Consider the following 22,362-nt stretch of genomic DNA (forward strand, 5'->3'; position numbering starts at 1 on the left):
TCAGCAATGCTGAACTCAGGCGCGCTCGACCTCCCTCATCATCATCCAGGCCATGTCCGTCAATGCCTGCGGCGACAAGCGCGCCGATGGCCCGCTCAGCCCGACGCTCGCACGAACCTCGCCACCCTCGCGCCAGGGAATCGCGACGCAGTGGAGACCCGGCTGGCAATTCTCGAGATCGAGCGCGAAGCCGCGCGTGGTCACCGTCTTGATCTCGGATAGAATCTGCGGACCAAGCGCGTCGGCACGGCTGGCAAGGACACGCTTGCCGAGCCCGGGCATGAAGGCGAGGAACACGAGGCCGACCGCTGATCCTTCCAGAGGTTCACGTACGCCGATAGGACATGCGCCCGCCTTCAAGGCGTGGGACGGTTCGATTGCATCGAGATAATAGACTTCGTCACCGCTCGGGACGGCGAGATAGACCATCTCTCCGGTGCGCCTTGCGACGGCTTCGAGCGCCGGGCGCAGGCGGCTGCGAAGCGCGCCATCGTCTCCGGCGATCCGCGCCAGATTGAGAATGCGGCCGCCGAGATGATAGCGCGTATCTCCGGCGCGGCGGTGTACGTAGCCAAGCTCGTCCAGCGTCTTCAGAAGATTGTGCGCGGTCGTCTTGCCGAGATTCGTGTGCTCGGCAATATGCTGCAGCCGCGCAGCACCACCCTCTTGTGCGATGATTTCGAGGATCGCGGTTGCGCGCTCGATGGATTGAATCAGCCTGACTTCCGACATTACGCGCTCATTGATGACAGATACTGCCCGCTAACATTGGCGTGGCGCACCCGGACAACAAGTCCATCCATGTTGAATATTTGTGCTCCGATCGGGGCGACAGGAGCTGACAACGCGCACGCATGTCGGACAATGTCACCGGCAGCCGAATTATCGCGTCGGTCGGATTTCGCGTGGATCGCGGCATCGGAAGAGACGAAGCATTGATCGCAACAAGAATGGCCCGGGCATGCCAACGCGTGCCCGGGCCAATTTCCTTAAGCTACAAGACTGCCGTCAGGCAGCTGCGAACGATCGGCTGGCAAACTCGCTTGCTTTCAGCCGGCTGACCAGAACAGACAGTTCCTCGACTTCCCCTGATGCCAGGTCGGTCAGCGGCGACCGCACCGGGCCGGAATCGCGGCCGATCACCTTCATCCCGGCCTTGATCATCGACACCGCATAACCGCGCTTGCGGTTGCGGATCGCGAGCAGCGGCATGATGAAGTCGCGCAGGCCCGCCTGGACGGTCTCGCGGTCGCGCCGCCGCACCGCCGCGTAGAACTTGGTCGAGAACTCCGGCACGAAGTTGAACACGGCGGAGGAGTAGGTCGTCACGCCCATTTCGAGATAGGGCAACGCGAAGGTTTCGGCAGTGGGCAATCCGCCGACATAGGTCAACCGGTCGCCCATGCGCAGATGAATGCGCGTCATCTGTTCGATGTCGCCGACGCCGTCCTTGAAGCCGACAAGGTTTGGGCAGCGTTCGCAAAGTCTTGCGATCGTGTCCTCGGTGAGGATGGCGTTGTCGCGATTGTAGACGATGACGCCGAGGCTGGTCGCCTTGCAAACCGCCTCGACATGCGCCGCCAGTCCCGCCTGCTCGGAGAACACCAGATAGGGCGGCAGCAGCAGGATGCCGTCGGCGCCGGCGCGCTCGACGGCGCCGGCGAGTTCGGTCGCCATCGCCGTGCCGTAGCCGACGCCGGCCAGCACCGGCACGCGGCCGGCGGTCTGCTGCACGGCAGTGGTCACGACGTCGACGACTTCCGCCGGCGTCAGCGAGAAGAATTCTCCGGTGCCGCCGGCCGCGAACAGACCGGCCACTTCATAGCTGCACAGCCAGTCGAGATTGGAGCGATAGCGCACGGCGTCGAATTTGTTGGATGCGTCGAACGGCGTGACGGGAAACGACAACAGCCCGTTGCCGATCGTCAGCGCCATCTCCTTCGGGGTCATTCTGCTCATCGTGGCGGTCCTCGCTGTGGAAGGCTGAGGATTAGACCAGCCTTGATGCTGCGGCAGACCAATTGCTGGATCGAATGATCCATTGATTGGATGGCTCAGGCACCGGCAAGATCGCGGGCGATCGACGCGATCACCGGCAGCAACGGATTGTCGTTGTCGTCCCGCCAGACGAAGTAGAGTTCGGCCGCCCGCAGCTGATCGTCCGCCAGCGGCCGCAGCGCGACGCCCTTGAATTGCAATTTCTCCGCCGCTTCCGGCACCAGGGCGACGCCGACGCCGGCTTGCACGATGGCCAGGATCGAATGGATCTGCGCGAGGTGCTGGACGTATAGCGGCGCCAGTGCGGCGCGCGAGAAAAGCTCGACCAACAGGTCGTGGAAGTAACGGGCCTCGTAAGGCGCATAAGTAATAAAAGGTTCGGCCGCGAGGTCCGGCAGACTGATCGTCGCCGCCCCCGCGAGCTTGTGACCGGTCGGCACGGCCGCGATCATGCGTTCGGCCTTAACCCGGAAAAACTGCAGGCCGCTGCGCGGGATCGGCGGCCGCAGCAGACCGATATCGATTTCGCCGGCGCCGAGCCGCTTGAGCTGGTCGCCGCTGACCATCTCCTTGAGGATCAATTCGACATCCGGCAACTGCTGGCGGCACGCCGCCACCAGTTCCGGGACATAACTATAGGACGACGCGGCGGTGAAGCCGATATTGACCGAGCCGGCCTTGCCCTCGGCGACGCGCCTCGCCAGCAGCGCCGCACTTTCCGTCAGCTTCAGGATCAGCCGCGCCTCGGTCAGAAAACTCTGTCCGGCCGGCGTCAGCCGGACCAGGCGATTGCCGCGCTGAAGCAATTGCACACCCAAAATCCGTTCGAGAATCTGGACCTGCCGGCTCAGTGGGGGCTGCGTCATGTTCAGCCGGGCCGCGGCGCGGCCGAAATGCAGTTCCTCCGCCACCGCCACGAAGCAGCGCAGCTGGCTCAGTTCGAACATCCCGCGCCCTTTATTCTCTGCCGCATACCGGCTCCGCCTCGCTAGCCTAGCGCATCTCAGCAATATGATCCAAAATTGGTATCGAACCATCCTCATTCTAGTTCGCTATTGGATCGGTCATCGCTTATCGTGCCACCAGCGCGGCCAAAGACCGCGATGCGCGACGCCGCAGAGCGCCTGCGCAAACTCGACCGGAGGAGAAACCATGCTTCCACGTTTCGGGCGCCGCGCCGCCCTCGCCGCCGCCGCAGCCATCCTGTTCAGCCAACTGCCCGGCGCCGCTTCCGCCCAAAACTTCGACCGGCCGGTCCGAATCATCGTGCCGTTCGCGCCCGGCGGAACCTCCGACATCCTGGCGCGGCTGATCAGCCCGAAACTGTCGGCGGCGATCGGCCAGAGCGTGGTGATCGAGAACAAGCCCGGCGCGTCCGGCAATCTCGGCGCCGATGCCGTCGCCAAGGCGACGCCTGACGGCACGACGTTGCTGCTGACGGATCTCGGTTCGCTCACGACGGCGCCCAGCCTGTTTTCGAACCTGACCTATAGTCTCCAAAAGGACCTAGCCCCCGTCACGATGGTAATGTTCGGCCCCTATGTGCTGGCCGTACATGAATCGATCCCGGTCAAAACAGCCGCGGAACTGATTGCCTATGCCAAGGCCAATCCCGGCAAACTCGCCGTCGCCAATTCCGGCGTCGGCGGCGCCAATCACATCACCGCTCTGGTGATGCAGAAGGAACTCGGCATCCAGTTCAAGCACGTACCCTACAAGGGCGGTGCTGCAGCCACCCGCGCCGTGGTCGCCGGCGAAAGCGGCGCGCTCATCAATGGCGCGTCGGCCACCCTTCCTTTCGTGAACAACAAGCAACTGATCGGTCTTGCGGTGACCGGCGAGAACCGCGTCCCCTCCGCGCCCGATGTGCCGACCTTCAAGGAAGCCAAGCTGCCCGGCGGCGAGTTCGGCACCTGGCAAGGCATTGTCGTGGCCAGCGGCACGCCGCCGGCGACCATCGCGCGGCTCAATACCGAGATCGGCAAGATTCTGCAGTCGCCCGAAATCAAGGCCAAGATCGCCGAACAGGGCGGCGAAGTCCGTGCCGGCACCACGGATGCGTTGGCGACCTGGTTGAACGACTCAACAAAGCGCTGGGGCGACATCATCCGCGAAGCCGGCATCAAGGGCGAGTGACGGGATCGATACTGGCGATGCGAGGCCTGCGATGAACGCCCGCCGAACGGACTGGCAGGATCTGCTCTTCGGGCTGTTCCTGATCGCCGTCGCTGCAATCGCGCTGGCGGCAACGCGCACTTTGTCGGGCGGCAATGCCGCCGACATGGGCCCCGGCTATATGCCGCGCGCCATTGCCGTCATGCTGCTGGGCTTCGGGCTCTGGTTCAGCATCCGTGGGCTCCGCCGTCCCTTCGTTGGAATTGCACCGGTCCGCCTGCAGCCGCTGCTCGCGATCACGGCATCGGTTGCCGTGTTCGCGCTGTCAGCCACGCGCTTCGGCCTCGCGTTGTCGTCATTCGCCGCGATCCTGATCGCAAGCCTTGCGACGCGGGAAGCGCGGCCGATCGAAACCTTACTCTTCGCACTGGGGCTCTCGGCGGCGGCGGTGCTGCTCTTCGTCAAGGCGCTGGCCTTGCCGGTGCCGATCTGGCCTGGAGCATGGTTCTGATATGGAGCTTTTCGACAATCTGCTGATGGGGCTGACGACCGCCCTGCAGCTCAACAATTTGCTGTTCTGCCTGATCGGCGTTGTCATCGGCACCGCGATTGGCGTGCTGCCCGGCATCGGACCGATCCCGGCGATCGCGCTGCTGCTGCCCTTCACCTTCGGCCTGTCACCTCCATCAGCCATGATCATGCTCGCCGGCATCTTCTACGGCGCACAGTATGGCGGCTCGACCACGGCCATCCTCGTCAACGTGCCCGGCGAAACCTCCTCGGTCGTCACCTGCCTCGACGGCCACGAGATGGCCAAGCAGGGTAAGGCCGGGACGGCGCTGGCAATCGCGGCGATCGCCTCGTTTTTTGCCGGCACCGTCGCTACTGTTGTGATCGCCGTGCTCAGCCTGCCGCTGGCCGCGCTGGCGCTGAAATTCACCGCGGTCGAGTATTTCAGCCTGCTCGTGCTCGGGCTAATCGCGGCGGTCGTGCTTGCCCACGGCTCCGTCGCCAAGTCGCTTGCGATGGTGCTGCTGGGCATCCTGCTTGGCCTCGTCGGCATCGATGTCAATTCGGGCGCGCCGCGGATGACCTTCGGCATCGCCGAGATCTCCGATGGGCTCGACTTCGTGCCGGTCGCGATGGGCATGTTCGGCCTCGGCGAGATCATCGCCAATCTTGAACGTCCGGCGGTGATGCGCGTCGTCAGCCAGTCGATCCGCAGCCTGATCCCGAGCGGCGCCGATCTTCGCGCCGCTTTCCCGGCGATGGTCCGCGGCACCGTGTTGGGCTCCGTCCTCGGCGTGTTGCCGGGCGGCGGCGCCGCGCTGCCACCCTTCTCCTCCTATGCGCTGGAGAAGAAACTCGCCCGCGATCCCTCCCGTTTCGGCAAGGGCGCGATCGAAGGCGTCGCCGGACCGGAGGCCGCCAACAATGCGGGCGCGCAGACGAGCTTCATCCCGCTGCTGACGCTCGGCATCCCCGCCAATGCCCTGATGGCGCTGATGATCGGCGCGCTGATGATGCAGGGCATCCAGCCCGGCCCGCAGATCATGCGCGAGCAGCCGCAACTGGTCTGGGGCGTCATCGCCAGCATGTGGGTCGGAAACCTGATGCTGATCATCATCAACCTGCCGCTGATCGGCGTCTGGGTCTCGATGCTGAAAATACCCTACCGGCTGCTGTTTCCGGCGATCGTGCTGTTCTGCTGCATCGGCACCTTCGGCCTCGCCAACAATTTGTTCAATGTCTGGCTGATGCTCGGCTGCGCGCTGGTCGGATACTTCTTCATCAAGGTCGGCGTCGAGCCGGCACCGTTGCTGCTCGGCCTCGTGCTCGGGCCGCAACTGGAAGAAAACTTCCGTCGCGCGATGCTGCTGGCGGACGGCGATTTCTCGGTCTTTCTTCGCCGCCCGATCAGCGCCACGCTGCTCGCGCTCGTCGCGGGGCTGTTTCTGCTGATGGTATTCCCGGCGATCCGGCGCAGCCGCCAGGAGGCGCTGGCCGAGTGAGCGTCAGCTTCAGCCAGGGCGCTGAATGGAAGACGCTCATCAGCAAGTACATCGGGACCATTCCGCCGAGCGGAGACGCGCCCGCGATCGAACACAACGCGTCCGACGGGCCGCTGCCAAGGACGCCCGTCAGGAGCGCCATCATCGCAAAGGTCGGCGCGGCCGCGAGATAGAGCCCATTGGCCACCCGATGCGCGGCGGCATTCCGGCGGCGCGCACCGCCGCCGGATCCGCCTGAGCAAGCATGGCTCATCGCTTTGCTCTCGCGGACTGCTCCCGGAACGCGGCCTCGCCGGCGTCCGATACCTCGACCCACCTCTTGTCGGGCGCGGCGCCTTCAACGTAGCTATCGTGCCAGTTCCACCACTTGTAGGTTTGGGTTTGCGGATAGCCTTCGGGCGAATCCTCCCACTCCTCCTGGCGCCCGAGCGGGGTGATGTCGAGATAATTCCAGGTGCCCCCCATCTGCTCGTCGCCGCGGTTGTTGATGAAGTAGGTCCGGTAGATTTTGTCGCCGTCGCGGAAGAACACGTTGGTGCCGTGCCACTCGTCCACGCCGAAATCGGCGTCGAAGCTGTCCGTGACGGTGTACCAGGGGATCATCTCCCACCCCATTCGCGCCTTCAGGCGCGCGATGTCCGCCTGCGGCGCGCGCGAGGCGAACACGAGCGTGGTGTCACGGGCGTTGAGATGGGCGATGTGAGCGACCTGGTCGGCCACCATCGAGCAGCCGCGGCAGGCATGCTCGGGCCAGCCGAACACGCCGGGCTCGTAGAAGGCGCGGTAGACGATCAACTGATGGCGGCCTTCGAACAGATCGCGCAGGCTCGCGTTGCCCTTGGGCCCCTCGAACTTGTACGCCTTCTCCACGGCCAGCCACGGCATCCGCCGGCGCTCGGCGGCCATGGCGTCACGGGCGTGGGTTAATTCCTTTTCCTTCACGAGCAATTTCTGGCGCGCGGCTTCCCACTCCTGTGCTGAAACGGCATGAATTTGCATAGCTAACCTCCTGTTTGTTGGGACAGTTGTTGCGCACGCTTCGATCCATTCAGGCCGGCAGCCGGCGATCGTATTCCTGCTGCAGGCGGGCCCAGCCATCCCAGAACGGCGCCGGTTCCTTGTCGTTGGCGCGGGCGACCAGGATATCGAGATGCATATGCCAGCCGGCGCTGACCTTGAGCATGGTCGAGCGATCGGGCAGATGGCGATGGGTCACGGTGAGCAGCACGCCCGTGCCCCTCTGCTCCAGCTCGAACGTCACGTCGCCGCTGTTGTTCCAGGCGATCGAGAGCTTGCGGAGCGGTTCGAGCTCATTGATCCGGCTCTGCATCCGATGCTCTTCCGGGAATCCCTCCGGCCGCTTGCCCGGGGGATCGTTGAGTTCGTCGTTGCGCCAGACGAATTCGACGGGCGCGCCGACCTTCATCTCCATCGCGCCCGCCGCGAGCCATTTGCGGCGCAGCTCGCTGTCGGTGAGATAGGCCCAGATGCGTTCGATCGGGCCGGGCAGAAGCCTTTGGATCTTGAGCGTGGTCGGCTCGATCAACTCGCCATAGGCATCGGGCTTTGTCGTTGCATTCATTGTCTACTCCTTCACCTGCTTTGCTTTCGCCTCGTCCTCTGCACGCAGCAGGGCTTCCAGCGAGTCCAGTTTTGCGCTCCAGAAACGTTCGTAGCGCTTCAGCCACGCATCGGCTTCCGCGAGCCGTGCCGCCTCGAGTCGGCACAGATGGGAGCGGCCACGGATCGTGCGCTTCACCAGCCCGGCATTCTCCAGCACCCGCACATGTTTCGACGCGCCGGCGAAGCTCATGTGGAATGGCGTCGCCAGTTCCCCGATCGTGAGCTCCTGCTCGGCCAGGTGACCAAGCATCGCGCGGCGCGTCGGGTCCGCGAGGGCATGGAAGACAGCATCGAGATGGGCGGATCGTTCAACCATTTGGTTTAGTATAGGCACGCAGCACCGATAGTCAACCGATCGGTTTAACGTTTCCGTGATGGACCCGGCGGTTCCGAGACTGCGCCTAGCTGTCCGGCGCCGTGTAGACGGCGCAGGGATATGCGATGCCGCGCAGCGCATGCGTTCCCAGCGGCATCAGCGTTGCGCTTGTCTCAGTAGCGACCGCGCCCGAGATCAGGACGGTTCGGCCAAGCGGACGGCAGAGCCCTTCCAACCGGCTAACCAGGTTCACCGCAGGACCAATCGCAGTGAAATCCAGCCGGTCGGCCGCGCCGACATTGCCCCACAGAATTTCGCCAAGGTGCAGCGCCACGCCGAACGACAGCGGTGGCAGCCCCTGCTCTCGCCGGCTCGTATCGAGATGCGCCATGCCGGCTTTCGCGGAAGCAACCGCGCGCAGCGCAGCGTCGCAGGCGTCGCGCGGCTTGTCGCCGACCGGGAAGATCGCGAGCACGCCGTCGCCGATGAATTTCAACACCTCGCCGCCAAAGGCATGGACCGCGCCGCCGATGCAGTCGAACCAGCCGCCAAGGGCGGCGATGACGGCAGCGGGAGGCTCGGATTCAGACAGCGCCGTGAAGCCGCGCAGATCGCCATAGAGCAGCACCGCCCGAATGGTCTCGCCGACTTCGCGCCGCAGCGGCCCCGCCAACACGCGCGCGGCGCTGCGCCGGCCAAGATAAGCCTCGAGCGCGGCCGACAGCGTCGCGCGCGCCGAGAGCGCGGCGAGCGGTGCTGCGGCAAAGCGGGCGGCCTCGCGCAATCGGTCGGCTTCCGTTTCCGTGAACCGGCGCGGCCCAACCCAGCCGAGCACCGGCCGGCCCTCTCCCGCGCCAACGGCGTCTTCATGCACCGCACCACCCGCGAGCCCGGCCAGCCAGCTCCGCCCCGCATCGCCGGACGAACTCCCCGCGCCGCCAAATCCCACTGGCGCAAATCCCACCGCCTCGATCACCTCGCCGTTCCCTGCCCGCCACAACCAGGTGCGGCGGGCGATGATCGGGTGCGGCACGGCGAGCGTCAGCGCCCCGCCGGCGAGCGGCATGTTGTCCGCGATCAGGCGCGTGCCGAGTTCGGCGAGGAACCGCTCAGCGCTCGGCGAAGCGCTGGCCGCATCGACCAACCATGTCAGCGTCGAACTCAGTTGCATGGTCCGACCCTATGGCAGGGATAGTTCATTATCGCCATCGGCCCTTGGTAAATTCCCGCGCCGGCATATGTTGGCACGGTTGCAGCGCCCCTGATGCCAATAAGTAGCGAGGTTTTTGATGCCTGAATCGTTTGTGGTCCAGCGCGAGACCCAGATCGCCGCGCCGCGCGCCAGCGTGTTCGCCTTCCTGACGGACCCCGAGAAGATCGTGCAATGGATGGGCAGCGAGGCCGTGACGGAGATGCATCCGGGCGGGCTTTACCTCTTGAAGGGCGTTGGCAGTTCGACAGCGCGCGGCACGTTCCGCGAGGTGGTGCCGGTGCATCGCCTCGCCTACAGTTTTGGCTGGGAAGGCAATGAGGAGGTGCCGCCGGGATCGGGCCTGATCGAGATCGACCTGATCGAGCACGATGGCGGCACATTGCTGCGCATGACCCATAGCGGGCTTCCCAGCGCCGCGCACCAGGCGAGCCATGCCAAGGGGTGGATCCATTATATCGACAGGCTGACCAAGGTAGCCTCCGGCCAGGATCCCGGTCCGGATCTGGGCCCGAACGGCACCCGCAACGCGTGAGAGGGATATCGGTCAAGGCGCGCATCGCTGGACGATCAATCCTCTTTCTTCAACACCGTCACGTGGAGACGGCGGCGGATTTCCATCCCCTGCCGCCGGTAGAGCGCGATGGCCGAGTGATTGCTGGTGAAGACGTGCAGGAAGGGAGTTTCGCCGCGCGCCACGATCTGGCGGGAGACGGCGGATAGCAGCATCTGCCCGTAGCCGCGGCCGCGGTGGGATGGATGCACGCAGACGGCGGTCATCTCGGTGTAGTGAGCGGGCTTCATCCGCTCGCCGGCCATCGCGACAAGCTGGCCATCGACGCGGATGCCGAGGAACGTGCCGAGTTCATGGGTCCGCGCGCTGAACGGCCCGGGCTTGGTGAGCGCGGTCAGTTCGATCATTGCTGGAACGTCCTCGATACCGAGGGTGACGATGTCGATGCCGTTGGCCGGCGTATCAACCGGCGTCCCGATCATCTGCTCGCCGGTGTCCGCCAGCGCGACCTTGAATCCGGCAGGCGGGCTCACGGCATCCGGCGTGAACAGCACGGCGATGTCCTGCGGCGACATCAGCGCACGAAGCGCTGCAAAGCTTTCGGGCGACCTGTCCGCCGTCGCGGCGAACGGTGTGATCTCTGCCGGATAGCGCCACGCGCGGGCATCGCCTTCGGCCAACGCCTGCTGCGTGGTCGTCAGTGCGGTCCAGATCGGATAATCGAGGGGATGGCCAGGGCTGTCGGACATCAGGCTGCTGCTTTCATTCTCACTCAATTGCACGACAACCCTAGCGGTAGTCGCCAAGGTCTGCCGCCTTGCCGCCCTCCCGGACCTCGGCGGTGTAGCGCCAGATGTCGGGCCGCGAGCCATCTATATCGGTAAAACCATAGTGGCGGGCGAGCTCGCCGGAGCTGACCGACTTCTGATTCCACTTGCCACGATCAGGATCGGCGGCAAGCGCAGCCACGGCGCGGCCGACATAGCGCGGCGATTCCGACAGCGCAAAATCGGGCGGCGCCTGGTGCCGGCCGCCGCCCCGCTCCGTCAGCGCTTCGCGCCAGTTCGCTTCGGTGACGCCGAAATTCTCCAGCATCATTTCCGAGCGCAGCCAGCCCGGGGTGATCGCAACCGCGGTGGCCTCATGCGGCGCGAGCTCATGGCCTTGCGAGAAGGCAAGACGGTTCACGCTCTGCTTGACGAGGTCATAGAATACCGAGATCCGGTAATGCTGCGCGTTATAGTCGGCGGTGCCGTCGGTGACTTCGACGAGCAGGCCGCCGGGCTGCGCGACCAATAGCGGCAACAGATAATGCGACGTCACCAGATGCGTCTCGATGCCGAGCCGCAGGATCCGCAAGCCCTTCTGCAGGTCGAGCTTCCAGATCGGCGTGTTCCATTGCGGCGGGGCACCTTTCAGCACTTCGGCACCCCAGATGTCATTGACGAGCACGTCGATGCGGCCGTGCTCGGCGCGGATGCGTTCGGCCAGCGCCGCGACCTGCGCCGGTTCGAGATGGTCGACGGCGATCGCGACGCCCTTGCCGCCGAGTGTGGTCACATGCTCGGCTGTCTCCTCGATCGTCTCGGGCCGGTCATAGTCGGATCGCGTCGGCGCATCGGCGCGCGTGCTGCTGCGGCCGGTGCAGATCACCGTCGCGCCGGCCTCGCCGAGCGCTGTAGCGATGCCGCGGCCGGCGCCGCGCGTCGCGCCTGCCACGACGGCGATACGTCCGCGAAGCGAGCCCTCGTGTGGCGCAACGCTCATCGCACCTTCCCCTTCATGCGTCGCCGACGGCCGATCGCATCGAAGCGCCGATCGAGCGCACCGTCACGCCTCCTCCGCCGTCGCCTTGATCAGATTGTCGCGCAGCGTGACGACAGTTTCCTGCAGCCGCGCGAACTCGTCCGGCTTCAGTCCGGTCGAGGCCACGAGGTTCATGTGCATGCCCTTCTCGCGCAGAAGCCGACCGGCCTCGGTGAGGCTGATGCGCACCTGCCGTTCGTCCGCGGGATCGCGTTGTCGGCGCAGATAACCCATGGTCTCGAGCTTTTTCAGGACCGGCGTCAGCGTGTTGGATTCCAGGAACATCTTTTCGCCAAGCTCGCTCACCGTCTGGCCGTCCTGCTCCCACAAGGCCACGATCGCGATCCATTGCGGATAGGTCAGGCCGAGATCCTCAAGGCCCTTCCGGTAAGCCCGGCCGAAGGCGAGGTTGGCCGAGTAGATCGCAAAGCAGAGGAAATCGCCAAGGCGCCGGTCGGCCCCCGGCGGTTTTGCCTTCTGGCCGGCCTTTGAGTTGTCTCGGGAATTGTCCCTGGAACCGGTGCTTGCACCGGTCTTGGGGGCCTCATTTGGTTTCATCGGGGTCGTCCTTTTCGACACGAACATGTGAAGTCTCGCATCCATATATATCGCATCCGATTAAATCGGAAGGGTTGACAGTCGGGCTCGGCGAGTATTTATAGGCCGCACGCGAATATATCGTACACGATCTAATTAAAGGAGAAAGCCATGACCACCACATCTGCAAACCAGACCTCGAATGCGCCGGCGGTCGACCTGAAGCTCGAAATCGTCGTCATCCCGGTCTCCGACGTCGAACGCGCCAAGCAGTTTTATGCAAAACTCGGCTGGCGGCTCGACGCCGATTTCTCCGGCCCCGACGATTACCGCGTGATCCAGTTCACCCCGCCCGGCTCCAACACCTCGGTGATCTTCGGCAAGAACGTCACCTCCGCCGCGCCTGGCTCCGCGCAGGGCCTCTATTTGGTCGTCTCCGACATCGAGGCCGCCCGCAACGCGTTGCTGGGCCGTGGCGTTGCGATCAGTGAGGCGTTTCACGCCGGCGGCGATGTGCACGTTGGTACGGACGAGCCGTATCTGTTTGGGCGGGTCCGGCTGAGCGGCCCGGACCCGGAACGCGGCAGCTACCGTTCGTATGCCTCGTTCAGCGATCCCGACGGCAATGGCTGGCTGCTGCAGGAAGTCACCGCGCGATTGCCCGGCCGCATCGACGGCAACGGCACCTCGTTCACCTCGTCAGCCGATCTCGCCGCCGCGTTCCGCCGGGCGGCCGCCGCCCATGGCGAATACGAGAAGCAGAACGGCGGCAAGCACGACGAGAACTGGCCGGACTGGTACGCCGACTACATCGTCAACGAACAGCACGGCCAGCAGCAGGCCGCATGAACAGCACCTGTGCGACAGGCATCGGCGGCAGGTCCTGGCGATTTCGCCGCCGATGCATCCAACCAACCCATCATGGAGATTTGCAATGCGTACGCTATCCAAGAGCTTCTCCCTTATTCCGGTGACCGCGCTCGCGCTGGCTTTAATGCTTTCAGCCGCACCGGCATCGGCTCAGACGACACAGGGCGCCGCGAGTGATCGAACCTCGGCGGCATCCGAGCGGCCGCGCGACGACCTGGCCGGTAAACTTGTCCGGCGGATCATCCAGCGCGCGCCGTCGTCGATCCCAGGCCGCGAGATCGTGCAGGTGGAGACGGAGATTCCCGCAGGCGTCGAATCCGGATGGCACGTCCATCCCGGCGAAGAGGTCGGCTACATCATCGCTGGCGAGGTCGAGATGAAGGTCGAGGGACGTCCCACCGTCATCCTGCGCGCCGGCGACGGTTTCCTCATCCCGCCGCGGACTCCGCACAATGCGCGTGACCTCGGTCCGGAAACGGGACGGATGCTGTCGACCTATATCGTCGAGCAAGGCCAGCCGCTGGCGTCGTTCGTCGGGCAGCATGTGGAGAAGTAGGCGGCATTTCCGATTCAGTTTTCAAACAGCCCTGTCATCGGCCGGCTCGACCGGGCGATCCGGTACGTCGCAGCCTCTCCGCGTCATTGCGAGCGAAGCGAAGCAATCCATTCTTTCTTTGTGCCGCGGGATGGATTGCTTCACTGCGCTCGCAATGAACGGTTCGTAGGATGGGTAGAGCGAAGCGAAACCCATCAATTCCCCTGTAGAGACATGATGGGTATCGCTTCGCTCCACCCATCCTACACGCGCTACACGCGCGGCTCCCGAATGTGTCCCGCTTGCCGCATAGTGTGGCATGCTTACCCGCATCAAGCGTGCGCAAGCTCCTGTTACGTCGGCTGCAATTTTCGACACCGATCCTGCCCCTCATTTAATCGGCCTGACGTTGAACCGCGCCGTTGTTCCCTTGACGTACAGTCATGGGCTGGGGAACGGAGATTTCCCATGACGAAGCATCGAACGATCACCAGTTTCGTAGCCGTCGCTCTGCTTGCGGTCGCCGCAACAGCCGCCGCGCTGCGACCGCTGCCCTCAAAGAACCATCCAGACGCATCCGCCGGCTTCATGTCGTTGAGCGAATTGATGGTCGACGTGAACAAGCTTGCGACGGACAATTACGACGACCAATCGTTTGTTTATTCGGCGAAGCGCAATTAGCCGCATCGCAGCCTACGCCGGTCCGTGCGGCACGGCGTCGTTGAAATTTGCACCTGTGATCCGGTTCACAGTGCAATGCCTCGGGTGGGTCCATAAACACTGGGGGCTGACAGATGGATTTCGCAAATGTCTGATTCACGCTCACATAGCGAGGCCAAGGCTAAATCGAGACGCTGGCTGACAACGGCCTTCCTGATCTACGGGACGATGGTCGTCGGTCTGCTCGGATACTTTATCGTTTTTCCGGATATGAAGACCCATGGGACGCAAGGCGAAGGCGCCCCCATCCAGACTGCAGCGAAGGCGCTCAGATATGAGGCCGTGATCGCCAACTGGAACCGTCACCGCGCAAAGGATGCGAGAGCGGAAGCGCGGTAGTTCTCGCCAGCCATCAATCGAGAAGCAGGCGACCGACAGGTTCGGCGCGGTCGTTGCCGCCTCTGATAACGACGATCTCGCCGCTGGCGGGCGAGATACCGGTCAGCGCCTGAATGTTCGCGCCATGCGTCGCGACAAGCAGGTTTCCGCGCCCGGCCCATTTGGCGATGAGCGCGCGGGCGCCGGTGGTGAGTGCCTCTCTTTGATCTCGCAGCACCACGACATTGCCGAACGTCGCCTCGGTTTCGACTGTCCCCAGGTTCAGCAATTTGGCGGTGTCGATGCATCGGCACCACGGCGAACTCAGGATTCTCTCGAATGCAATCCCTTCCCCTTTGAGCCGCGCGCCGATTTTTGCCGCGTCCGCCCGCCCCTTTTCGCTGAGGTTGCGCTGCGTGGCACAATCATCGACGCGGAATCCCGGCGGATCGCCGAGGCCACCCGGCGCATCGGCGTGACGCATCAGGGCGACGTGGCCGCCTGCCCGCAACGCCGTCCAGGCATCGGCCGCGTCGTCGGCGCCGGCGACCTCTGCGGCGCTACAGAAGCCGAGAAGGAGCGCGAAGATGGCAAAACGCATGCAACGCATGGCGGCCTCCATCAGAAATACGCGATCAGGCGGCCGGCGCAGATCGCACCGAGCCACAGCACAAGCGAGATCAGCGCCGTGGCTTTGGCGCCGCCGGAGGCTTTGTCATGCCAGCTCTCAACATGACGCCATGGGCCTGAATGCGCGATCACGACGTTGACCAGCGCCGCCGCAATCAGCAGCAGCTTGCTCTGGAACGCCGGGTTTTTCACGACATGCGATGCATCGGCGGAGAACAGCAAAAGTCCCATGCTGATCGCGAGCACAAAGCCGGCGCGCGACAACGGCAACAGCAATCGCGCCATCGGTGGGATCGCAATCGCGCGCCCGAGCCCCAGCATCCTCAAATCGAGCGCCAGGATCGACCCCACCAGCACCACGAAGCCGATGATGTGCAGGATCTCGACCGCGGGATAGAGCGCGGGTGAAGAGCGCATCGCATGGCCCAGCGCGCTTTCCTGCAAAGTCAGGAAAATCGATGGGGCTGCCTGATGCTCCACGCCGCGCCCTACCGCAATTCGATGCGCTTGCCGTCGAGCACGATGTACTCGATCCGCGCCTCGTCCGGCTTGCTGGTATGGGGATAGCCGAACACGGTGCAGGTCTTGCCGACGGCGATCCGGTCAGCAGTCGCACCCCGCGCCTGCATGCGCGCCGGCGGCGCCAGGACGAAGTGCCAGTGCTTGCCGTCGACCTCCATCTCGATCTCGCAATGCGGGTTCTCAAAGGTCGATTTCAGGATCTTGCCGGTGACGGTGAACGATTTCGACGTATCGTATCCACCCCAGCCGTGATGGGCGATGGCCGACGCCGGCGCAAGGCTGGCTGCCAGCGACAGAAATAAACGACGGGTGAGTGAGGTCATAGAGAGCCTCCTTGGAGCGGCAGTCCGTGCCCTAATGAGTTTCCCATTCCTTTTTCCAGAATCCCTCATTGGGCATCGTGCCGGCTGGATCAGACGCGAATTCCGGTTTAACGCGATTGAGGAAGTACATGTTCACCAGGCCTTTGTGCTTCACCTCAACGGCGCCGCGGGGTTCCGTCTCGAAGCGCCCCTTGATGTGCTGCCAGGTGGCTTCGGAGATCGTGATGCGGCCCGGAACTCCGGAGGCCTCAACGCGCTCCGCCACATTTACGGTGTTCCCCCAGATATCATAGGTGAACTTGTGCTTGCCTACCACGCCGGCAATCACGGGTCCGGTATTGATCCCGATCCTCGCGTGCCATGCCGGAAGATGCAGCTTTTCCCGTTGCCGGTTCAGCTTCGTCATGTGATCCATGATCTGCAGCGCACATAGAGCGGCGTCCATCGCGTGCGAGCGGTTGGGCTCCGGGACGCCGCCCACGGCGAGATAGGCATCGCCGATCGTCTTGAGTTTTTCCAGGCGGTGTTTTGCGATGATATCGTCGAACCTGGTGAAGTGCTGGTCAAGCTGATCGATTACGCTGGCAGGCTCCATCGTTTCGACAATGCGGGTGAATCCGCTGAAATCGATGAAGATGACGGTGGCCAGGTCGAAGAATCGCGGCTTGACGCGCGAGCTCGCCTTTAGCTCGGCTGCGATCGATGCCGGCAGGATATTCAGCAGCAGCCGCTCCGATTCAGATTTCTCGGCAACGGCGCGGTCGCGGGCCTGCTCCAGCGCGCGCAGCATCTCGTTGCGTTCGAGCAACTGCCGGCGCAATTCGAGATGAACCATGGTTTGCCGCGACAGCCGTCGCAAGGCTTCGCGCTGCTCAAAGCTGAGTTCGCGCGACTTGAAATCGATCACGCACAGCGTGCCCAGCGCATAACCGTCGTGCGTGATGAGCGGAGCGCCGCAGTAGAAGCGGAGGTTCAAGCCGGTTGTCACCAGTGGGCTGGTGTTGAATCGCTGATCGCTGAGCAGATCGGGAACGTAGAGAATATCGTTGTTGCAGATCGTGGCCTGACAGATCGAGATTTCCCGGGGGCATTCGGCAAGATCCGAAGGGAGACCGTATTTTGCCTTCATCCATTGGCGCGATGGATCGACGAAGCTGATCAGCGCGGCCGGGCAGTCGCAAATCTGTGCCGCCAGTTCGGTGATTTCGTCGAAGCCGATTTCCGGAAGCGTATCGAGAATGGCGTAGCTTTTCAGCGCGTCAACCCGCTCAGGCTCATTGGCTGGAATAGCTACGTCCATGACAAGCCCCTCACGCCCAGATCAGATCAGGAAATCTATGGCGGAGCGTGCGTGGCAGGCAAGGCCCCTTTCAGGAGGAGGCCCTGAGCGCGCACCGCTCGGACCGGACGCGCAGCAGGACTGCGTCCGTTACAGCCCCGTATATCCCGCCTTCACCGGATCGTTGCTGCCGTCGAGCTGCCGCAAATAGGTCAGCCCGCACACGGTAAGCCGGTGCGGATCCTTCTCGCCCGCTTCCACCAGCGTGGTGAGATATTCGGTCACCTTGACGCGCGCCTCGTCGTTGGCCGCGGCGGTGCGGTTCACAAGCAGCTCATAGGTCTGCATGATGCGGTCGATCGCGGCTTCCATGGATTCCTCCTGAGTTGCGTGATGCGGGTGATGCGGTCAGGCCGGTATGTACGCTTCGAATTCGGCGATTGCCTTGTTGGCGAGCCTAAGCCTGTTGAATTCGCCGTGCTGGAACATCTTCACGATGATTTGGAGCAATCGCTCGTCGGTGACGAGGCTATCGGCAATGGCGCCGGTCTTGCGCAGGTAGTTCGACGCGATGGCGTAGGCATCGCCCACCACCTCGAAGTTCATGACCTGAATTCCGCGCTCGACCAGCATACCTCACCTGTTCCGTGACAGGCCCGACAATGCGCGAGGGGCGCGATGGTTCCATCTTTTTTGGGGAGCCCTGCCTTTTGACAGTAAAAACAGCGCGTTTCGGCTTGATTCATCTCGAAATCGGCAACTCGGTCTCGGGATCGAAGAAATGCAGACGGCCGGCCTGGGCCGAAAGACGGACCTGATCGCCGCGCGCGATGACGGTTTCCGCAGGGACGCGGGCGGCGGTGACGCTGGCGCTGCCTACCCTCGTCTCCAGCAAGATCTCGGAGCCGAGCTGTTCGACCACCTCGACGCGGGCATCGAAACCAAGGCCCGGGGCGCCAGCGCCGAGCACGAGGTGCTCCGGCCGCACGCCCAGGATCACGCGGCGGCCGCTGTAGGCCGCGAGCGGAGACGCGTCCGCAGGCCCGACCGTGAGCCGCAGGCCTTCTGCCTCGACTGACGTCACACCCGCTGCGCTGCGGACGCCGACGTCGATGAAGTTCATCGCGGGCGCGCCGATAAAGCCCGCGACGAACTTGTTGGCGGGCTTGCCGTACACCTGCAGCGGCGTGCCGATCTGCTGAATCCTGCCGTCGCGCATGATGACGACGCGGTCGCCGAGCGTCATAGCCTCGACCTGGTCGTGGGTCACGAACACCGACGTGGTCGGAATCTCCGCATGCAGGCGCTTGATCTCGATGCGCATCTGCGCGCGCAGCTTGGCATCGAGGTTCGACAGCGGCTCGTCGAACAAAAACACCTGCGGATTGCGCACAATGCAGCGGCCGAGCGCGACGCGCTGCTGCTGTCCTCCAGATAATTGCCTGGGCTTGCGCTGGAGCAAATCATGCAACCCGAGCATGCCGGCGGCGCGGTCGATCGCCGCCTTGATCTCGGCTTCCGCCGTCTTCTTGTTGCGCAGGCCGAACGCCAGATTGTCGTAGACGCTCATGTGCTGGTAGAGCGCGTAGTTCTGGAACACCATGGCGACGTCGCGGTCTCGCGGCGGCAGATGATTGACCACCTTGTTGCCGATGCGGATGTCGCCGCTGGTGATGTCTTCCAGGCCTGCGATCATGCGCAGCGTGGTCGACTTGCCGCATCCGGACGGGCCGACCAGCGCCACGAATTCCTTGTCGGCAATCTCGAGATCGACGTCCTTCACGGCGTGGAACAGCGTGCCATAATGCTTGTTCAGCTTTTGGAGTGTGATCGCTGCCATTGCCCCGCCGTGACCGAACCTGATGATGCCTGTTTCAAAAAGCCCGCCGCGAGCTTGCGCGGCGGGCTTCGCGTTCGTGATTATTGCGCAGCCTTGCTGACCAGCGGCGCGCCCTCGGCAAGCACTCTTGCGATGTCCTCGCGCTTGCCGGTGACGGCCCTGGTGACGGTGTCGTTGAACGCCTTGTGCACGGCCGGCCATTGCGGGAAGTAATAGGCGCCGCGCACCTTATCCGGCGAATCCAGCACCGATTCCTTCAAGAGCTTCATGAAGGAGTCTTCGGCGGCAATCTTCGGCCAGAACGTCGTGTTGGGCGGCGGCGCGCCGGTCATCTTGAACAGCCTGGTCTGGCCTTCCTCGTCAAGCATCATCGCTTCCAGCATCTGCTTGGCCAGCTTCTTGCGCTCCGGCGCAATCGACTTCGGGATCGCCCAGCCCCAGATATCGTCCCAGGCGAAGGGTTTGGCCCGGTTGGGACCGAGCGGGAAGCGCGCGGCGGCCACCTTGCCGGCCACCTTGGATTTGGCCGGGTCGTTGAACGTCCCCCACCACAGCGAGTCGGCGACGGTGAACGCGGCATCGCCGGACATGAAGATGGCATTAGCCTCGTTACGGTCATAGGCCGGCATGCCGCGCGGCGAGATCTTGTGGGTGTTGATGACGTCCCACCAATATTCGACGGTCTGCTGCATGCATGGCTCAGTCAGGCCGGACTTCCATCCATTGGCTGCGAGTACCTTGTTGTCGCGCTCATAGGCCGGCATCAGCACGTCGCAATTGTTGCCCCACATCGACCAGAACCAGCTGAACCAGCTATGGTTCATCGACATGCCGCCGACATAGCCGAACTTGACCTTGCCGTCGGCCTGCAGCTTCTTGCTTGTTGTGATCAGTTCTTCCAGCGTCTTCGGCACTTCCTCCGGCTTGACCAGATCGGAGCGGTAGAAGAACACGCTGAAGGTCTGGCCCATAGGCACGACGGTGTTCTTGCCTTCCGCATTGGCGAACACGACCGGGGCCATGCTCCATTTGTCGGCGTATTTATTGGCTTCGACGTCGTCGGTCGGCTCCAGCAGATGCGCCCAGGTCTGTCCCCAGTCGTCATTGTGCCAGATGACGTCGTACTGGTCGGCGTTCGACGTCAGCGACGCCGTCATTTTCTCGACATAGACGCCGTAGGAATTCGGCACCTTGACGATCTTGACGCCGTTCTTGGCGCCCCAGGCCTCGAACATCGCAATCGAGGCGTCCTGGATCGGGCTCGGCTGGTAGCCGATCCGCAGTTCCTTCACCTGTGCGGCGGCACCGCCGGTCGCAGCCACCAGGGCCGCGGTCGCCGCAACGAACCATCTCGCCAGTCCCTGCATCGCCTCTCCTCCTGTTTTTTGTCGTTGTGTCGTGTCTTCCCTCAGCTAAATCCTTAAACCCCGTATTACGTATTTCTGGCCGAACAGCGCGATCAAAAACGCCGGCACCAGCGCCATGACCGCGGTCGCCGCCATCAGGTTCCAGCGCAATCCCATCTCGGTGACGAACTGCGCCATCACAACCGTAATCATCGGCACGCGGTTGCCGGTCAGGATCAGCGCGAACAGAAACTCGTTCCAGGTGAACAGCCAGCACAACACGGCGAGCGCGGAAATCGCCGGCAGCGCCGACGGCACCGCGACGCGGATGAAGGCGCCCCACCGGGTGCAGCCGTCGATCATGGCGGCGTATTCCATCGACGGGTCGATGCCGTCGAAAAAGCCCTTCATCAGCCATGAGAAGAAGCAGATATGCACGGCGACGTGCGGCAGCAGCAGCCCCGTATAGGTGTCGTAGATGCCCCAGCTTTGCGTCACGAAATACAGCGGCAATACCCAGGAGATATAGGGCACGCAGCGGAACACATAGATCGTTCCGAACCAGATCCGCGAGGCCGGCCCGGTGAAGCGCGACAGCATGTAGCCGCTCGAGACCGTCACCAGCAGCGAGAACACGGTCGCCAGCGTCGAGATCAGCGCGCTGTTGAGGAAGGCGCTGACGATCCGCTCGTCGCTCAGCACCTCGGCGAAGCTGCTGAGCGTAAATTCAGTGCCGCGATGGACGTAATAGACGCCGGATTCCGGCCGCAGCGAGGTCAGGATCAGCCACAGCACCGGAAAGGCGAACGCAAAGCAGATGAAAGCGAGCGCCAGCGCGAACAGCGTCTTGCGGCCGATCGGCGGCAGCCACGGCAGGAATTCGGAGCGGCGTACCATGGGCATCGGGTCAGGCCTTTGCGATGCGATCGACGAGGCGGTAGAGCACCACGCCGATCACGAGGATGATGAGCCCGCCGACGATGGCGGCCGCCGAACCGCGGCCGAGATCGAGGTTGAGGAAGGCGTGCACATAGGCATAGAGGCTGAACAATTCCGTCGAGCGGCCGGGCCCGCCGCCGGTCAGCGTCCACACGATGTCGAACGTGCGGAAGGCATCGATGGCGCGGATCACCACGCACACCACGATCACCGGGCGCAGCATCGGCAGCGTCAGGAAGCGAAACACGCGCCATGTAGTGGTGCCGTCGATGGCCGCGGCCTCGAACGGCTCCTTCGGCAGGCTCTGCAGTCCGGCCAACAGCAGCAGCGTGAACCACGGCGTCCACAGCCAGATGTCGGTCAGAAGGATGATGCCGAACGCGCTCCAGCGCTGCACCAGCCAGGGCTGCCCCTCGAGCCCGATGGCTTCAAGCACCACATTCACGATGCCGAACTGGTCGTTGAAGATCCAGCGGATCATGATCGCGGCGATGACGGGCGCCACCATCAGCGGCACCAGCAGGATCGTCTGCACCAGCTTCTGTCCGCGGAATGGACGGTTGAGCAAGAGCGCCAGCATGAGCCCCGTCACCAGCGCGCCGGCGACGCTGAGAACCATGAACAGGAAGGTGTTCGGCAGCACCACGTAGAGGAACGCCGGATCCGTTATCACGGCGACATAGTGGTCGAAGCCGATCCAGGTTTTTTTGGGATTATAGAGCGCCCAGTCGCGAAAGCTGGCGTTGGCGCCGATCACGATCGGCACGACCTGAAACAGCAGCAACAACAGCGCAGCCGGCGCGATCAGAAGCAGCACGAAACGCTGTTGCTCGCCGAACATGGGACGCCGCGATGCCGACAAGCCGGTTTCCCCATTTGGGCATCAAGCCGTCACGACTCTTCTGGCCG

At 63.7% G+C, this 22,362-nt stretch carries 29 protein-coding genes; 9 read left to right on the forward strand and 20 right to left on the reverse strand.

Going from position 1 to position 22,362, the window contains the following annotated elements; all coding sequences use genetic code 11:
* Window positions 1–15 precede the first annotated feature (15 nt).
* The 3 genes from C7G61_RS20215 to C7G61_RS20225 form a co-directional block, all read right to left on the reverse strand.
* Window positions 16–732: an IclR family transcriptional regulator gene (locus C7G61_RS20215; RefSeq protein ID WP_108517557.1), complete on the reverse strand. Its 717-nt coding sequence runs from the start codon at window positions 730–732 to the stop codon at window positions 16–18.
* A gap of 276 nt (window positions 733–1,008) precedes the next feature.
* Entirely contained in the window at window positions 1,009–1,959 is a 951-nt protein-coding gene (gene kdgD / locus C7G61_RS20220) for a 5-dehydro-4-deoxyglucarate dehydratase (protein WP_108517559.1), read from the reverse strand.
* Between the two features lie 95 nt (window positions 1,960–2,054).
* The gene (locus tag C7G61_RS20225; protein WP_108517561.1) at window positions 2,055–2,945 is read right to left on the reverse strand and encodes a LysR family transcriptional regulator; all 891 of its coding nucleotides are present in this window, start codon (window positions 2,943–2,945) and stop codon (window positions 2,055–2,057) included.
* Between the two features lie 205 nt (window positions 2,946–3,150).
* Between C7G61_RS20225 and C7G61_RS20230 the strand changes: the two genes are divergently transcribed.
* Genes C7G61_RS20230 through C7G61_RS47485 form a run of 4 tightly spaced genes read left to right on the forward strand, consistent with a single transcriptional unit; the run spans window position 3,151 to window position 6,298 of the window.
* Window positions 3,151–4,134, forward strand: coding sequence for a Bug family tripartite tricarboxylate transporter substrate binding protein (locus tag C7G61_RS20230; RefSeq protein ID WP_108517563.1), 984 nt, complete (start codon window positions 3,151–3,153; stop codon window positions 4,132–4,134).
* A gap of 31 nt (window positions 4,135–4,165) precedes the next feature.
* Window positions 4,166–4,624: a tripartite tricarboxylate transporter TctB family protein gene (locus C7G61_RS20235; protein WP_108517565.1), complete on the forward strand. Its 459-nt coding sequence runs from the start codon at window positions 4,166–4,168 to the stop codon at window positions 4,622–4,624.
* 1 nt (window position 4,625) lies between these two features.
* Entirely contained in the window at window positions 4,626–6,125 is a 1,500-nt protein-coding gene (locus tag C7G61_RS20240; protein ID WP_108517567.1) for a tripartite tricarboxylate transporter permease, read from the forward strand.
* Window positions 6,122–6,298, forward strand: a complete 177-nt coding sequence (locus C7G61_RS47485) for a hypothetical protein (protein ID WP_190241896.1) — start codon at window positions 6,122–6,124, stop codon at window positions 6,296–6,298. The genes C7G61_RS20240 and C7G61_RS47485 overlap by 4 nt, the downstream gene beginning before the upstream one ends.
* Before the next feature lie 76 nt (window positions 6,299–6,374).
* Here the strand turns inward: C7G61_RS47485 and C7G61_RS20250 are convergent, their stop codons facing one another.
* The 4 genes from C7G61_RS20250 to C7G61_RS20265 form a co-directional block, all read right to left on the reverse strand.
* Window positions 6,375–7,124, reverse strand: coding sequence for a DUF899 domain-containing protein (locus tag C7G61_RS20250; RefSeq protein WP_108517571.1), 750 nt, complete (start codon window positions 7,122–7,124; stop codon window positions 6,375–6,377).
* A gap of 49 nt (window positions 7,125–7,173) precedes the next feature.
* A complete protein-coding gene (locus tag C7G61_RS20255; protein WP_108517573.1) occupies window positions 7,174–7,707 on the reverse strand; it encodes an SRPBCC family protein in 534 nt (177 codons plus the stop codon).
* 3 nt (window positions 7,708–7,710) lie between these two features.
* Window positions 7,711–8,064 carry an ArsR/SmtB family transcription factor gene (locus tag C7G61_RS20260; protein WP_108517575.1) on the reverse strand — a complete coding sequence of 118 codons (354 nt, stop codon included), beginning with the start codon at window positions 8,062–8,064 and terminating at the stop codon, window positions 7,711–7,713.
* 85 nt (window positions 8,065–8,149) lie between these two features.
* Window positions 8,150–9,235: an adenylate/guanylate cyclase domain-containing protein gene (locus C7G61_RS20265; protein WP_108517577.1), complete on the reverse strand. Its 1,086-nt coding sequence runs from the start codon at window positions 9,233–9,235 to the stop codon at window positions 8,150–8,152.
* Between the two features lie 118 nt (window positions 9,236–9,353).
* Here C7G61_RS20265 and C7G61_RS20270 point away from each other — a divergent pair, with 118 nt between their 5' ends.
* Entirely contained in the window at window positions 9,354–9,809 is a 456-nt protein-coding gene (locus C7G61_RS20270) for an SRPBCC family protein (protein WP_108517579.1), read from the forward strand.
* 35 nt (window positions 9,810–9,844) lie between these two features.
* On the opposite strand, the gene C7G61_RS20275 is transcribed toward C7G61_RS20270, so the two are convergent.
* From C7G61_RS20275 to C7G61_RS20285, 3 genes are all read right to left on the reverse strand, one after another.
* Window positions 9,845–10,537 (reverse strand): GNAT family N-acetyltransferase, encoded by a 693-nt coding sequence (locus C7G61_RS20275; RefSeq protein WP_108517581.1) that lies wholly within the window; start codon window positions 10,535–10,537, stop codon window positions 9,845–9,847.
* A gap of 40 nt (window positions 10,538–10,577) precedes the next feature.
* Window positions 10,578–11,555: an SDR family oxidoreductase gene (locus tag C7G61_RS20280; protein WP_108517583.1), complete on the reverse strand. Its 978-nt coding sequence runs from the start codon at window positions 11,553–11,555 to the stop codon at window positions 10,578–10,580.
* Window positions 11,556–11,618: 63 nt separating this feature from the next.
* Entirely contained in the window at window positions 11,619–12,152 is a 534-nt protein-coding gene (locus tag C7G61_RS20285; protein ID WP_244608387.1) for a MarR family winged helix-turn-helix transcriptional regulator, read from the reverse strand.
* A gap of 150 nt (window positions 12,153–12,302) precedes the next feature.
* Between C7G61_RS20285 and C7G61_RS20290 the strand changes: the two genes are divergently transcribed.
* The 4 genes from C7G61_RS20290 (at window position 12,303) to C7G61_RS20305 (ending at window position 14,595) form a co-directional block, all read left to right on the forward strand.
* Window positions 12,303–12,980 (forward strand): VOC family protein, encoded by a 678-nt coding sequence (locus C7G61_RS20290; RefSeq protein ID WP_108517587.1) that lies wholly within the window; start codon window positions 12,303–12,305, stop codon window positions 12,978–12,980.
* An 85-nt stretch (window positions 12,981–13,065) separates the two neighbouring features.
* On the forward strand, window positions 13,066–13,557 hold the full coding sequence (locus C7G61_RS20295) for a cupin domain-containing protein (protein WP_202975787.1): 492 nt from the start codon (window positions 13,066–13,068) through the stop codon (window positions 13,555–13,557).
* 447 nt (window positions 13,558–14,004) lie between these two features.
* The gene (locus C7G61_RS20300) at window positions 14,005–14,217 is read left to right on the forward strand and encodes a hypothetical protein (RefSeq protein WP_108517590.1); all 213 of its coding nucleotides are present in this window, start codon (window positions 14,005–14,007) and stop codon (window positions 14,215–14,217) included.
* A gap of 126 nt (window positions 14,218–14,343) precedes the next feature.
* The gene (locus C7G61_RS20305; RefSeq protein WP_108517593.1) at window positions 14,344–14,595 is read left to right on the forward strand and encodes a hypothetical protein; all 252 of its coding nucleotides are present in this window, start codon (window positions 14,344–14,346) and stop codon (window positions 14,593–14,595) included.
* A 13-nt stretch (window positions 14,596–14,608) separates the two neighbouring features.
* Here the strand turns inward: C7G61_RS20305 and C7G61_RS20310 are convergent, their stop codons facing one another.
* From C7G61_RS20310 to C7G61_RS20355, 10 genes are all read right to left on the reverse strand, one after another.
* Window positions 14,609–15,196, reverse strand: a complete 588-nt coding sequence (locus tag C7G61_RS20310) for a histidine phosphatase family protein (protein WP_244608388.1) — start codon at window positions 15,194–15,196, stop codon at window positions 14,609–14,611.
* Complete coding sequence (locus C7G61_RS20315) at window positions 15,196–15,684, reverse strand: hypothetical protein (protein WP_108517596.1); 489 nt, start codon at window positions 15,682–15,684, stop codon at window positions 15,196–15,198. The genes C7G61_RS20310 and C7G61_RS20315 overlap by 1 nt, the downstream gene beginning before the upstream one ends.
* Window positions 15,685–15,692: 8 nt before the next feature.
* Window positions 15,693–16,049 carry a DUF6152 family protein gene (locus C7G61_RS20320; protein ID WP_108517598.1) on the reverse strand — a complete coding sequence of 119 codons (357 nt, stop codon included), beginning with the start codon at window positions 16,047–16,049 and terminating at the stop codon, window positions 15,693–15,695.
* Between the two features lie 31 nt (window positions 16,050–16,080).
* Complete coding sequence (locus tag C7G61_RS20325) at window positions 16,081–17,349, reverse strand: adenylate/guanylate cyclase domain-containing protein (RefSeq protein WP_108517600.1); 1,269 nt, start codon at window positions 17,347–17,349, stop codon at window positions 16,081–16,083.
* A 129-nt stretch (window positions 17,350–17,478) separates the two neighbouring features.
* Window positions 17,479–17,700: a hypothetical protein gene (locus tag C7G61_RS20330; protein WP_108517603.1), complete on the reverse strand. Its 222-nt coding sequence runs from the start codon at window positions 17,698–17,700 to the stop codon at window positions 17,479–17,481.
* Between the two features lie 36 nt (window positions 17,701–17,736).
* Window positions 17,737–17,961 (reverse strand): hypothetical protein, encoded by a 225-nt coding sequence (locus tag C7G61_RS20335; protein WP_108517605.1) that lies wholly within the window; start codon window positions 17,959–17,961, stop codon window positions 17,737–17,739.
* 109 nt (window positions 17,962–18,070) lie between these two features.
* Window positions 18,071–19,168, reverse strand: a complete 1,098-nt coding sequence (locus tag C7G61_RS20340; RefSeq protein WP_108517607.1) for an ABC transporter ATP-binding protein — start codon at window positions 19,166–19,168, stop codon at window positions 18,071–18,073.
* Between the two features lie 80 nt (window positions 19,169–19,248).
* A complete protein-coding gene (locus C7G61_RS20345; RefSeq protein ID WP_108517609.1) occupies window positions 19,249–20,535 on the reverse strand; it encodes an extracellular solute-binding protein in 1,287 nt (428 codons plus the stop codon).
* A gap of 45 nt (window positions 20,536–20,580) precedes the next feature.
* A complete protein-coding gene (locus C7G61_RS20350) occupies window positions 20,581–21,417 on the reverse strand; it encodes a carbohydrate ABC transporter permease (protein ID WP_108517612.1) in 837 nt (278 codons plus the stop codon).
* Between the two features lie 4 nt (window positions 21,418–21,421).
* Window positions 21,422–22,315: a carbohydrate ABC transporter permease gene (locus C7G61_RS20355; RefSeq protein ID WP_244608389.1), complete on the reverse strand. Its 894-nt coding sequence runs from the start codon at window positions 22,313–22,315 to the stop codon at window positions 21,422–21,424.
* Window positions 22,316–22,362: the final 47 nt, after the last annotated feature.

This window comes from Bradyrhizobium algeriense, assembly GCF_003062295.1.
In the GTDB taxonomy this organism is placed as follows: Bacteria; Pseudomonadota; Alphaproteobacteria; order Rhizobiales; family Xanthobacteraceae; genus Bradyrhizobium; species Bradyrhizobium algeriense.